This window comes from Streptococcus oralis (assembly GCF_021497885.1).
Classification (GTDB): Bacteria; Bacillota; Bacilli; order Lactobacillales; family Streptococcaceae; genus Streptococcus; species Streptococcus oralis_BQ.
In genome coordinates, this window is record NZ_CP046523.1 from 916073 (window position 1) to 929466 (window position 13394).

General features: G+C 40.8%; 12 protein-coding genes, 1 tRNA gene, 1 pseudogene and 1 riboswitch. Of the genes and pseudogenes, 8 read left to right on the top strand and 6 right to left on the bottom strand.

Annotated features, from left to right (window positions below; genetic code table 11):
- Positions 1-5: 5 nt before the first annotated feature.
- Positions 6-3026: a pneumococcal-type histidine triad protein gene (locus tag GOM48_RS04625; RefSeq protein WP_321159614.1), complete on the top strand. Its 3021-nt coding sequence runs from the start codon at positions 6-8 to the stop codon at positions 3024-3026.
- Positions 3027-3062: 36 nt separating this feature from the next.
- On the opposite strand, the gene pepT is transcribed toward GOM48_RS04625, so the two are convergent.
- A complete protein-coding gene (gene pepT / locus GOM48_RS04630) occupies positions 3063-4286 on the bottom strand; it encodes a peptidase T (RefSeq protein ID WP_084948635.1) in 1224 nt (407 codons plus the stop codon).
- Between the two features lie 152 nt (positions 4287-4438).
- Between pepT and hemH the strand changes: the two genes are divergently transcribed.
- Positions 4439-5533: a ferrochelatase gene (gene hemH, locus GOM48_RS04635; protein WP_235098618.1), complete on the top strand. Its 1095-nt coding sequence runs from the start codon at positions 4439-4441 to the stop codon at positions 5531-5533.
- Between the two features lie 142 nt (positions 5534-5675).
- Here the strand turns inward: hemH and tnpA are convergent.
- The 3 genes and pseudogenes from tnpA to GOM48_RS04650 all read right to left on the bottom strand — a co-directional run bounded on the left by tnpA (position 5676) and on the right by GOM48_RS04650 (position 7226).
- Positions 5676-6139, bottom strand: a pseudogene (tnpA, locus tag GOM48_RS04640) (IS200/IS605 family transposase).
- Between the two features lie 190 nt (positions 6140-6329).
- Positions 6330-6710, bottom strand: coding sequence for a large conductance mechanosensitive channel protein MscL (gene mscL / locus GOM48_RS04645; protein WP_000910209.1), 381 nt, complete (start codon positions 6708-6710; stop codon positions 6330-6332).
- 84 nt (positions 6711-6794) lie between these two features.
- Complete coding sequence (locus GOM48_RS04650; protein WP_235098622.1) at positions 6795-7226, bottom strand: GtrA family protein; 432 nt, start codon at positions 7224-7226, stop codon at positions 6795-6797.
- A 28-nt stretch (positions 7227-7254) separates the two neighbouring features.
- A riboswitch (PreQ1 riboswitch) is annotated at positions 7255-7351 on the top strand.
- Here GOM48_RS04650 and GOM48_RS04655 point away from each other — a divergent pair.
- The 4 genes from GOM48_RS04655 to dapA all read left to right on the top strand — a co-directional run bounded on the left by GOM48_RS04655 (position 7349) and on the right by dapA (position 10464).
- Complete coding sequence (locus tag GOM48_RS04655) at positions 7349-7861, top strand: QueT transporter family protein (protein ID WP_235098624.1); 513 nt, start codon at positions 7349-7351, stop codon at positions 7859-7861. It overlaps the preceding riboswitch by 3 nt.
- 105 nt (positions 7862-7966) lie before the next feature.
- Positions 7967-8039, top strand: a tRNA-Thr gene (locus GOM48_RS04660).
- 357 nt (positions 8040-8396) lie between these two features.
- The gene (locus tag GOM48_RS04665) at positions 8397-9473 is read left to right on the top strand and encodes an aspartate-semialdehyde dehydrogenase (protein WP_000542494.1); all 1077 of its coding nucleotides are present in this window, start codon (positions 8397-8399) and stop codon (positions 9471-9473) included.
- A 55-nt stretch (positions 9474-9528) separates the two neighbouring features.
- Complete coding sequence (gene dapA, locus GOM48_RS04670; protein WP_235098626.1) at positions 9529-10464, top strand: 4-hydroxy-tetrahydrodipicolinate synthase; 936 nt, start codon at positions 9529-9531, stop codon at positions 10462-10464.
- 46 nt (positions 10465-10510) lie between these two features.
- Here dapA and mnmE read toward each other — a convergent pair whose 3' ends face one another.
- Complete coding sequence (mnmE, locus tag GOM48_RS04675) at positions 10511-11884, bottom strand: tRNA uridine-5-carboxymethylaminomethyl(34) synthesis GTPase MnmE (RefSeq protein WP_235098628.1); 1374 nt, start codon at positions 11882-11884, stop codon at positions 10511-10513.
- 134 nt (positions 11885-12018) lie between these two features.
- Entirely contained in the window at positions 12019-12201 is a 183-nt protein-coding gene (locus GOM48_RS04680; RefSeq protein ID WP_001117401.1) for a 4-oxalocrotonate tautomerase, read from the bottom strand.
- Positions 12202-12323: 122 nt separating this feature from the next.
- Here GOM48_RS04680 and GOM48_RS04685 point away from each other — a divergent pair, with 122 nt between their 5' ends.
- Positions 12324-12923 carry a thymidine kinase gene (locus GOM48_RS04685; protein ID WP_084867224.1) on the top strand — a complete coding sequence of 200 codons (600 nt, stop codon included), beginning with the start codon at positions 12324-12326 and terminating at the stop codon, positions 12921-12923.
- Positions 12913-13392, top strand: a complete 480-nt coding sequence (locus tag GOM48_RS04690; protein WP_235098630.1) for a GNAT family N-acetyltransferase — start codon at positions 12913-12915, stop codon at positions 13390-13392. The genes GOM48_RS04685 and GOM48_RS04690 overlap by 11 nt, the downstream gene beginning before the upstream one ends.
- The last annotated feature ends 2 nt before the right edge of the window (positions 13393-13394 follow it).

Below are 13394 nucleotides of genomic sequence, written 5' to 3' on the forward strand. Positions count from 1 at the left end.
TGAAAATGAAGAAGAAATACCTTGCAGCAGGATCGGCTCTTGTCCTTTCCCTAAGTCTTTGCATCTATGCATTGAACCAACACCAGGTGAAAGGAAACAAAGATAATAACCGTGTGTCTTATGTCGATGGGAAGCAAGACACTCAAAAAACAGAGACCCAGACACCAGACCAAGTTAGCAAAAAAGAAGACATTCAGGCTGAACAAATTGTCGTGAAAATCACCGATCAAGGTTATGTGACTTCGCACGGTGATCACTTCCATTATTACAATGGTAAAGTTCCTTTTGACGCGATTTTCAGCGAAGAACTGTTGATGAAAGATGCCAATTATCAACTGAAAGATGCTGATATTGTCAACGAAATCAAAGGTGGCTACATTATCAAGGTGGATGGCAAGTATTATGTCTACCTTAAAGATGCGGCTCATGCTGATAATGTTCGTACGAAGGACGAAATTGAGCGCCAAAAACAAGGTCATACTCATGATGCACCAACTTCTAACAGTGCAGTGGCGCTTGCTCAATCTCAAGGTCGTTATACTACAGATGATGGCTACATCTTTAATCCGTCTGATATTATAGAGGATACTGGAGATGCTTATATTGTCCCTCATGTTGGACATTATCACTACATTCCTAAGAGTTCCTTGTCTGCTAGCGAATTGGCTGCTGCCCAAGCCTACCTCTCTGGAACTAGAAATCAGCCAAGTGTAACTGACTATCGTCCGACTCCAAACGCAACTAGTCAAACGACCAACCTGAGTCAAGAAGAGAGTCTTCAGAGTCTATTGCAACAACTCTATGCTCTTCCACGTACTCAACGTTATGCTGAATCAGATGGCTTGATTTTTGACCCTGCTAAGATTTCAAGTAGAACGCCGAGTGGTGTGGCGATTCCTCACGGAAATCACTATCATTTCATCCCATATACAAAGCTTTCTGCATTGGAAGAAAAGATTGCACGTATGATTCCTTTATCTAGCGACAGTGGGCAGCCAACACCTTTGGAAAATCCAAGCAAACCAGCAGAGCATCCAGCTCAACAAGATCATCATGACCAAGACGGTGACTATGGAAGTCAGGACACCAACCATGAAGATCATGACCATGATGGAGAGGAACATGAACACCACCATGGTGAAGAACATGATCATGGTTTTGCAGCTGATCGTGTTATTAGTGAAGATGAGCAAGGTTTTGTAGTTTCACATGGAGATCACGCTCATTATTTCTTTAAGAAGGACTTGACTGCAGCCCAAATCAAAGCTGCCCAATCCCGCTTGAAAGAAAATCATCAGTCTCAGCACGTTCAACCACTTGCAAAGACTGTGGAAAGTTTCTCGAGAGATGCGAGCGATGAAGAAAAAATCAAGTATATCTCACAGACCTACGGAGTACCGCTCGAAGCAATTCGCATTTCAAATGGATTCTTTGTCTTTGGAAATCCGGATCAAGCTTATGATCCAACCCATATCCATCCCTATGCCGTTCGAAAAGAACATGTTCGTATTCCTCTCCAAACTGGGAATCCAGAACTGGATTTCCTAAATGAACTGTATACGACTGCCCTACGTGATGGGGTATCTCCTTATAGTTTACAGGTAGAAAGTGGTAGTTTTGTGATTCCTCACGGAGACCACAATCACTACATCAAGGTTCAAACTAAGGGCTATGAAGTAGCTTTGAAAAATAAGATTCCGGCCCTACAATCGACCTATCAACCTGGAGCATTTGATGAACAAACAGTTCTATCTAAGGTGGATCAACTTTTAGCAGATAGCAGAAGTCTCTACAAAGACCAGCCAATCATGCAGAGACGTGTTGAACTTGCTTTGGGGCAATTCACCGAAAATATGAAAAAACTGGCAACAAACTCAACTGGTGGATATCTAGCAGCCTTGGATCTCTTTGACAAGCAATACATCCATGTGGATCAAAGTGTGGCACCAGTTGAAACTTCACCTTTGGATAAGAAGTACCAAGCCCTAGTAGATAAGATTAATACTTTGGACACGGACACTTATGGCTTGCCTAAGAAAGATCTTTTGGTACATTTGCAGGAAGCAAAACTAGCACAGGATGAGACAGAGTTGGCTGCCATTGAAGCGAAACTGCAGGCCTTGCAAGATTTCCAAGATCGGACCGGGGTTACAACAGTAGAGTACATCAAGTACTTCTACGAACATGTGTCTGATGGTCGTTTGAGAGAAGAACTTCGGAACCGTGTTGCCAAGTTGACTTGGGAACTTTACCAGTCACAATCTTTCCTCAAAGCAACCGACTTGAACAAGCTATTCCCAACTATTTACCAAACTAAGCTAGAAGTAGAAGAAGCTCTCAAAGAAGAACCCGTATCTACAAAAGCTGGTAAAACCATTCTGGATACAGAAAAAGTGGATAGTCAAACCGCTAAGACAGCCATCTATGAATTCCTAAAAGAACTCTATGGTGATTTTATGCCAGAAGAGCGGGTTAGCCATGTTAAAAAGGAAGAAGTGAATGCTCTTCTAACAAAAGCTGCCCAACTCCTAGCGCGTGTCAAAGAAGATGGTGTCAAACAATCTCTAGCTGAAGAAGCAGCTAATATCAAAGCGGCTACTGAAAAGGAAAATGCAGACCTTGACGAAGCTAAAACACAACTTGAGGATCTTTTAAATCGTATTGCAGCGACTATCCAACGAGAGAAAAAAGAAGCAGAACAAGATCCACAAACGGTAATTATCTACCAAAAACTCTATAATGTCTTGCTCTCTCTTCACAAGTACTTAGAGGATAACAAAGGATCCGATGCAGACTTTGAACGTGTTGATGGCCTATTTGATCAACTTGCAGCCAAAAGCAGTGATAAAGAAGGTCTCCTCACTCTAGCTAAAGAAATCATTAGCTTGAACCAGGAACTCCGTTCAAAAGCAAGTGAAACTGATAGCCAATCTAAGTCTGAGAAAGACAGTGAAACAGTTGCTTCTCAACCAACAGAAAAGCAAGCGCAAAGTGAGTCTGAGCCAAGTACTCAACCAAATGAATAAAAAGAAAGGCGAAGTAGCTGAGCTACCTCGTCTTTTTTAGTCTTTATAAGATACAATGCCAATGATGGTATCCACCGCACACTCCATAGTCTGAAGGCTGACGTATTCAAAACGTCCATGCATGTTTTCACCACCTGCAAAGATATTTGGAGTTGGGATACCCATAAAGGAAATCTTAGATCCATCTGTTCCACCGCGGATTGGTTCGATAATTGGCGTGATACCTAAATCTTCCATAACAGCTTTAGCAATGGTAACGGGCGTCATGTCTTTCTCAATGACTTCCTTCATATTGTAGTACTGGTCTGTCAGAGTTAAGGTCACGCGATTATTCCCAAGCTCTTGATTCATCTTGTCAGCAATGGCTTGCATAGCTGCTTTACGCACTTCAAAGGCATCCTTTTCAAAGTCACGAATGATATAGCTTGCACGCGCCTCCTCGACACTACCTGACACATCCATAAGATGATAGAAACCTTGGTAACCATCTGTCAGTTCTGGTCGGTCATTCTCAGGAAGTTGATTATGAAAATCAATCGCCAGCTGAAGGGCATTAACCATCTGCCCTTTGGCAGTACCAGGGTGAACATTGCGACCTTGAAAATGCAATTCAGCACCAGCTGCTGAGAAAGTCTCGTACTGCAGTTCTCCTAGTGGTCCACCATCGACTGTATAGGCAAAGTCTACATCAAAGTCTTCTGCATCAAACTTATTGGCACCAACACCGATTTCTTCGTCAGGTCCAAAACCAACACGAATCTCACAATGCTTGATTTCGGGATGAGCAGTCAGGTATTCGATAGCAGTCATAATTTCAGCAATCCCTGACTTGTCATCAGCACCCAGCAAGGTCGTGCCATCTGTTGTGATGAGAGTTTGGCCTGGATATTTCTCAAGACTCTTGAAGTCAGCTGGATCTAGTTTAAAGCCAGAATCACCTAAGTCGATAACTCCACCATCATAGTTTTCGATAACTTGCGGATTAACTCCCTCAGCATTAAAGTCAGCTGTATCCATGTGGGAGATGAAGCCAATCTTGCGTGTCAGGCTAGGATCGTTTGCTGGTAAGGTACCAATGGCGAAACCATTTGGGAGGTAGTAAACATTTTGCAGACCAACACGTTTCATTTCAGGAATAAGAATATTGGTCGCAAAATCTACCTGGCTTTGCGTACTTGGAGTAGTAGTCGAGTGTTCATCAGAACGCGTATTAACCTTAACGTAGGTCAAGAAACGCTCTAAAAGGTTGGGATAAGTCATAAAAACTCCTTTAATATCATTTTTTTCATTGTATCATAGAATGGAGAGAAAAACAAAGAGGAGTAAATAAAAATAAAATGAATGAAAGCGTTTATTTATTATATATTTCATGGTACAATGGTAATTGAAAAAAATATCACAAGGACATATAAATGAAAAAAGCAATTTTAATGATGACATTCGGGTCGCCAGAAGAGATTACCTTTGAGAGTGTGGCGGATTTTTTTACCAATATTCGTCGTGGAATCAGGCCCAAGGATCACGAGATTCAGACTCTTTATGACAATTATGTTCGTATAGGTGGTACGCCCCTGCAGAGGATTACACGTGAGGAGGTCAATTTAGTCAAGGAACGTTTAGGAGAAGAGTATGGCATCTACTTTGCCAACAAATTTTCTCGGCCCTTTATCCCTGATGTTATCAAGCAGATGGAGGCTGATGGTGTTGAAGAATGTATTTGCTTGATTTTAGAACCCCATTATTCCTTCTACTCGGTTATGGGGTATGAAAAGTTTCTGGAGAGCCAGCAAATACAATTTTTAGTCATTAAGGATTGGTATCAGCAACAGTCTTTGCTGGACTTCTGGACAGATGAGATTAGCAAAATTTTACGAAACGATGTGAGAGAAGAGTCCTTTAAGGTGATTTTCTCAGCCCATAGCGTCCCCATTTTTGCCTTGGACTTTGGAGATCCTTATATCGATCAGATTTTTGATAATATCAAGTTGATAGCAGAGCAACTCAGTCTAACAGCCGACCAGTATACCAATACTTGGCAGAGCGAGAGTGATATTGGAATCCCTTGGATCAAGCCAGATGTACTTGAGTATTTGAGAGAACAAAAGCAACATCCAGAGCATTATATTTTTGTACCAATTAGCTTTATCAGTGAACATATCGAAGTTCTTTTTGATAACGATGTAGAATGTTATGAATTATGTCGAGAATTAGGTATAACCTATCATCGACCACCTATGCCAAACACAGATTCTCGTTTAATTGATGCTTTAGTTGATACTGTAAGAGCCAATGAACAAAAAGAATTTAAGGAATTTCTCCCAGAAGAAGAAACCTTTGACGAATTAGCGCCTTCAGCAACCACCAAGGATATTATGGAGGAGACAGACGACCTTCAGATGCCAGAATTTGTCAAAAAGCTCATTGAGAAAAAAGGTCGTGAAAATGTGAAGATGCCTTACTTAATTAAGAAAATGCTCGAAAAAGCTGGGAAGTTACCAAAAGAGTAAATCATAACCACCCGTCTAACGGGTGGTTTGTACCAGGGCTATAAGCCCAAATTACCAGCCAGCGCCTAAAGACGCTGTCTTTCACGTTGTTCAAGCCTCATTGCTCTTGACTCGTCACTTGCCTCTTAAAGAGGCCTTGGTACTACTTACCACTATCCCTAAAGGATCCTCATACTCTTTTACACTTAATTTATCTAGTGCTATATCATGTTTTTCCTGTTCTTGGATATATTTCTTAATTGTGGCTTCATTGAGCCCTACTGTGCTCACATAATAACCTTCTGACCAGAAATGCCGATTCTCAAACTTGTACTTGAGGTTGGCGTGTTTGTCAAACATCATGAGTGCACTTTTACCTTTTAAATACCCCATGAAACTTGAAACACTTATCCTCGGTGGAATACTGACTAACATATGTACATGGTCTGGCATTAAATGACCTTCGATAATCTCAACACCTTTATAACTACATAAGCGATGAAATATTTCTCCCAAACTACTTCGATATTGATTATAGATGATTTTTCGTCTATACTTAGGGGTGAACACAATGTGATATTTACACATCCACTTTATGTGTGATAAACTATGTGCCTTTTGTGCCATATTTTTCTCCTCTCGCTTTACAATTGGCTTGAACACCTTTATTGTATTGCGTTTGGAGTTTTTTTGGTATAACCTTCGATGCGCACCCGCATAGCGGGTGGTTTATTTGTCTCGCACCTAACGGAGCGAGACGGACTGAAAGTCACATAAGAAAAAAGGATTTAGCATGAAGCTAGATCCTTTATTTGTCTTATTTTTTCTCAAGAAGAGCTTTGATTTCTTGAAGGACTTCAAGTTCAGTTGGAGCAGCAGGTGTATCCTCAGCTGGCTCTTCTTTCTTAGTAAGGTTTTGAGCTTTTTCAACAGCTTTGATAACGAAGAAAAGAACAGTACCAATCACTAAGAAGTTGATAACAGCACTCAAGAAGCTGCCATATCCAACGCCATTCCATGAAAGTTCAGCGATGCGTTCAACGTTCGCCGCTTTCAAAGCTGGGTTCAAGATAAGTGGAGTGATGATGTCATTTACAAGTGAAGTAACGATAGCACCAAAAGCAGAGGCGATGATCACACCGACAGCGAGGTCAACGACATTGCCACGAAGCAAAAATTCTTTAAGATCTTTTAACATTTTCATAATTTCCTTTCAAAAACTAATCTTAATTGTACCTGAAATACCTAGATATTGCAACCTTAATGCTTAATGACATCCATTTCATTTATAAAAAACGTATACTTTACTAAAAATATAGTTAAGAATGATAATCAAAACCTGCGCAATTAGCGTTTCGATGGCATTAACCTGATCTAGTTGATCGTTGACAAATTGCCCGATAATATCGGGATAAGATGTAACAAAGATATAAGTTAAAAGAACGTCAAGACCAAGAGTAGAGAGACGAGCTAAGAAAAACTTAGCCAGGCGAGTCGGCCAATTTCTTCTCTCTTGTTTAAAGACAATTGTATCATTTGTGAGAAAGGCAAAGAGAATCCCGATAATATTAGCGAGGGCAGTTGCGAGGATTTCCTGGTGGCTGATATGGTAAATAACCAAACGTGATACAATAGAAACCAGAGTAGTAGCACCACCAAAAAATAGGTAGGAGAGTATTTCGTTATCAAAGAAAGCTTTTATTAGTTTTTTCATGATTTTAGTATAGCATAAAACTGGCTAATGTGCTATACTAGTAAGGTTGATAACCTCAACCCTTGGTGCTTAGCTTCTTTCACCAAGCATATTTTACGCGGGAAACCGCTAAAGGAGAAAACATGAAAAAATTAACTGTTCGCGACATGGCAGACATCGCTATTGTTGCTGCTATTTATGTGATTTTGACTATTACGCCACCAATCAATGTTCTTAGTTTTGGGGCGTATCAGTTCCGTATTTCAGAAATGTTGAATTTCTTGGCATTTTACAACCCCAAATACATCATCGGTGTGACAATTGGATGTATGATTGCTAATTTATTTAGTAGTTTTGGACTAATAGATGTCTTTGTTGGTGGAGGTTCTACCCTAGTTTTCCTTAGTCTAGGTGTATGGCTCTTTGCAAAATACAGCAAAGATTACCTCTTTAACGGATTGATTCGAAAAGACCATTTCTTCTTTTCAATCCTCTTCTCTATTTCAATGATTACTATTGCAGCTGAACTTCATATCGTTGCGGAAGCTCCGTTCTTCTTCACATGGTTCTCTACTGGAATTGGTGAGTTTGCATCACTTATCGTAGGTGCGATTCTGATCAATAAACTGGGACAGCGAATCGACCTTACAAAATAAGAAGTTTATAAGCTAGATTCTTGCTAAATCTAGCTTTTTTCATTCCATAAAATTAAAAGAGAGCGCTTGACAAGAGCATAGAACTATAGTATACTTTTTAGGTAGGCTGATTTAGCTCAGTTGGCAGAGCGCATCCATGGTAAGGATGAGGTCGCCGGTTCAATCCCGGCAATTAGCATGATAGAAACGAAATAACCTTGGGAGACCAAGGTTTTTCTTGTGCCACAAGGAGAATAAACTCAAAGAGTTTTGTTTGTTGACAAAAGTGCTTTTCTTTAGTAGAATGGTAGGTGCGATGAGTCGATAGGTAGTCTTCGGACTACTATTGAGCATAAGGAGGTCATAACGCAGGAGCGGACCTTGATGAGTTGTGTGAACCTGCTCATCACATGAAGATGCCTCTTAGTCCCTGGTCAATGACTAGGGATTTTTAGTTTTCAGAAAATATAACCCAAAAATGCTTTTCAATTTTTAGAAAAAGTAGTATAATACTTCTATTATAGAAATTTTTAGAAAATTCCGAAAGAGGTTATTTATGGGATATACAGTTGCTGTAGTCGGCGCGACAGGTGCTGTCGGAGCTCAGATGATAAAAATGTTGGAAGAATCAACACTTCCAATCGATAAAATTCGTTACCTTGCTTCTGCACGTTCAGCAGGCAAGACTTTGAAATTTAAAGACCAAGATATTACGATTGAAGAAACGACTGAGACCGCTTTTGAGGGTGTTGATATTGCACTCTTCTCAGCAGGTGGTTCGACATCAGCTAAGTATGCACCATACGCAGTTCAAGCTGGAGCGGTAGTAGTAGATAACACATCTTATTTCCGTCAAAATCCAGATGTACCATTGGTTGTTCCAGAAGTCAATGCTCACGCACTTGATGCCCACAACGGGATTATTGCTTGCCCTAACTGTTCAACAATCCAAATGATGGTGGCTCTTGAGCCTGTTCGTCAAAAATGGGGCTTGGACCGTATCATCGTTTCAACATACCAAGCAGTCTCTGGTGCTGGTATGGGAGCGATCCTTGAAACACAACGTGAACTTCGTGAAGTCTTGAATGACGGTGTGAACCCACGTGATTTGCATGCGGAAATCTTGCCTTCAGGTGGTGATAAGAAACACTATCCTATTGCCTTTAACGCTCTTCCGCAAATCGATGTCTTCACGGACAATGATTACACTTACGAAGAGATGAAGATGACCAAGGAAACGAAGAAAATCATGGAAGATGATAGCATTGCAGTGTCTGCAACATGTGTTCGTATTCCAGTCTTGTCAGCTCACTCTGAGTCAGTTTATATCGAAACAAAAGAAGTGGCCCCAATCGAAGAAGTGAAAGCAGCTATCGCAGCCTTCCCAGGTGCAGTTCTTGAAGATGATGTAGCTCATCAAATCTATCCGCAAGCTATCAACGCTGTTGGTTCACGTGATACTTTTGTTGGTCGTATCCGTAAAGACTTGGATGCTGAAAAAGGAATCCATATGTGGGTTGTTTCAGATAACCTTCTCAAAGGCGCTGCATGGAACTCAGTACAGATCGCAGAAACGCTTCACGAACGTGGATTGGTTCGTCCAACAGCTGAGTTGAAATTTGAATTAAAATAGTCATATCGTTTAGGAGTTCAGATGAACTCCTTCTTTGAAATAGAGAGGTGTTTTCATGTCTTATCAAGATTTAAAAGAGTGTAAAATCATCACAGCCTTTATTACCCCTTTCCATGAGGATGGTTCCATCAACTTTGATGCTATTCCAGCCTTGATTGAGCATTTATTGGCCCATCATACAGATGGAATTCTTCTAGCTGGAACGACTGCTGAGAGTCCAACTTTAACCCACGATGAGGAGTTGGAACTCTTTGCGGCTGTACAAAAGATTGTTAATGGACGTGTTCCTTTGATTGCGGGTGTAGGTACCAATGATACGCGTGACTCGATTGAGTTTGTCAAAGAAGTAGTAGAATTTGGTGGTTTTGCTGCTGGTCTTGCTATCGTACCGTACTACAACAAACCTTCTCAAGAAGGGATGTACCAGCACTTTAAAGCAATTGCAGATGCTTCTGACTTACCAATTATTATCTATAACATTCCAGGGCGTGTAGTTGTCGAATTAACTCCAGAAACCATGCTTCGTTTGGCTGAGCATCCAAATATCATCGGTGTTAAAGAATGTACCAGCTTGGCCAATATGGCTTATTTGATTGAGCACAAGCCAGAAGAGTTCTTGATTTATACAGGTGAAGATGGGGATGCCTTCCATGCCATGAATCTTGGTGCAGATGGGGTTATTTCTGTTGCTTCTCATACAAACGGGGATGAGATGCACGAGATGTTCACTGCAATTGCAGAAAGCGATATGAAGAAAGCAGCAGCTATTCAACGTAAATTCATTCCTAAGGTCAATGCCCTCTTCTCTTATCCAAGCCCTGCACCTGTCAAGGCCGTTTTGAATTACATGGGATTTGAAGCTGGACCAACTCGATTACCTCTAGTTCCAGCACCAGAAGAAGATGCCAAACGCATTATCAAGGTTGTTGTAGATGGTGACTACGAAGCAACTAAGGAAACCGTAACAGGCGTCCTTAGACCAGATTACTAATAAAGACAATAAAATCCATGACCGCAAGAACGATCATGGATTTTTCTTATTTTCCTAAACAGAATTGGCTAAAGAGTTGGGTGATGAGTTCATCAGGTGCGGCATCTCCAGTGATTTCACCGAGAATTTCCCAAGTACGGGTCAAGTCAACTTGCAGCAAATCAACTGGCATCCCCAGTTCCAGACCTTGGTTAACAGCTTGTAGGCTTTCAACTGCTTTTTCAATCAAGGAAATATGACGGGCATTAGATAGGTAAGTAGCATCTTGCTCGACCAAGCCAGCATTTTCAAAGAAGAGGTTGTTGATACGCTCTTCAATCTTATCAATGTTTTGATTTTTAAGAACTGAGATACGGATGACATCTTCAGGGAGTTCTGAAGTTTCAATCGCTTCAGGTAGGTCTGTTTTATTGAGTAGAATAATGCGATTAGTATTCTGGCTGATTTCTAAGAGTTGTCTGTCTTGTGCTGTTAGTGGTTCACTAGCATTTAATACAAGTAGTACCAAGTCAGCTTCTTTGAGGGCTTTTCTCGAACGCTCAACACCGATTTGTTCCACGATATCATCTGTTTCTCGAATACCAGCTGTATCAATCAATTTGAGAGGAACCCCGTTAATGTTGACGTATTCTTCGATAACATCTCGTGTCGTACCAGCGATATCTGTTACAATAGCCTTGTCTTCACGAAGGAGATTGTTGAGAAGACTGGATTTCCCAACATTGGGACGGCCGATAATGGCAGTTGAAATTCCCTCACGAAGGATTTTACCACGACGAGCTGTTCTAAGGAGATTGGTTAGCAATTGCTCAAACTCCATAGTCTTCTCACGGACAACAGCGGTAGTAGCTTCCTCAACATCGTCATACTCAGGGTAGTCGATATTGACCTCAACTTGGGCAAGTGTATTGAGGATTTCTTGGCGAGTATTATTAATGAGGTCAGAAAGAGAACCGTCCAATTGTTTGACTGCGATATTCATGGCCTTGTCTGTCTTAGCACGGATGATGTCCATCACCGCCTCAGCCTGTGTCAAATCCACACGACCGTTTAGAAAGGCGCGCTTGGTAAATTCACCAGGTTCTGCCAACCGAGCTCCTTCACGGATAGCTAGTTGGAGAATTTCATTGGTTACCGCAATCCCGCCGTGGGTGTTAATCTCGATAATATCTTCACGAGTAAAGGTCTTTGGAGACTTCATAGCCCCAACCATAACCTCATCCATAACTTTACCAGTTTGAGGGTCAACGATGTGACCATAGTTCAGCGTGTGGCTTGCAACCTTGCTCAAGTCTTTGCCTTTGAAAATCTTTTGCGCAATCGCAAAACTGTCAGTTCCACTCAGGCGGACAATACCAATGGCTCCTTCACCTAGTGGAGTAGAGATAGCAGCGATGGTATCAAATTCACGTGTAATCATACTAATTCCTTTTGTATTTCTTTTCTTAGGATATGTATCCAAGCATCTCTTCAAATTGTAACAAAATTAGACTATTTCTTCAATGGATGCTACTTGGAGATTGAAAAAGCCTAAGCAATTCTGCTTAAGCTAGATTATTTGGTGCGCATTTCCCCTTGAGGGAAGTAGGTTCCTTCTGGCATGTCGTTGATGATGACATGAACGGCTGATTGAGGTGCTCCAGTGTTACGGACAACAGCTTCCGTTACTTCCTTAGCAAGAGCTTTCTTTTGCTCGAGCGTGCGTCCTTCAAATAAATCGATGCGTACAAATGGCATAATAGCTTCCTCCACTAGTTTTTGATTTCTTCTATTTTACCACATTTTGCCGTTTAAAGCTTCAGAAAATTATGATATACTAGAATGTAGCAAAAATTTAGAAATGGACGTGAAATAGAAGCATGGCACAGTTGTATTATCGTTATGGGACCATGAACTCTGGTAAGACGATTGAGATTCTCAAGGTGGCCTATAACTACGAGGAGCAAGGAAAGGGAGTTGTGATTATGACTTCTGCTCTAGATACGCGTGACGGTGTTGGCTATGTGTCGAGTCGAATCGGCATGAAACGCCCAGCCATTGCGATTGAGGAAACGACAGATATCTTTGGTTATATTCGAGACTTACCTGAGAAACCATACTGTGTGCTAGTCGATGAGGCTCAATTTCTCAAGCGTCACCATGTTTACGACCTAGCTCGTGTTGTGGACGAGCTAGACATACCTGTCATGGCTTTTGGTTTGAAGAATGACTTTCGCAATGAACTATTCGAAGGTTCCAAATATCTATTGCTCTTAGCAGACAAGATTGAAGAAATCAAGACCATCTGTCAGTACTGTAAGAAAAAGGCGACTATGGTGTTGCGTACGCATGATGGTGTGCCAGTCTATGATGGCGAACAAATTCAAATTGGTGGTAATGAAACCTATATCTCGGTTTGCCGTAAACATTATTTTGCGCCAATGATAACATCTAACAAGGAGCACAACTATGACAATTGAACTAAGAGATGTTACAATGGAAAATTATTTTGATGTTTTGAATTTGGATGTCAAGGAATATCAAAAACAATTCATTGCAACCAACGCAATTAGTTTAGCTGAAGCATATGTCTACACTAAAAATGGAGATTTTGTAGCTCCATTGGCAGTTTATGATAATGATGCAATTATAGGTTTTGTGATGATAGCTTATGATAAAAAGATTGGAATTAGTAGTGGAAATTATTTACTATTTCGTTTTATGATTGATAAGAATTTTCAAAATCAAAGATATTTTAAACCAATTATGGATAAAGTGCTGGACTATGTTCGGACAGCGCCAGCAGGTTTAGGCAATAAACTTTGGTTGTCTTATGAACCAGAAAATGAACATGCAAGATCTTGTTACCTCAGTTATGGATTTAAAGAAACTGGGGAAATATTTGAGAACGAAGTAGTAGCAATCTATGATTTAACAATTGAGAAATAAGG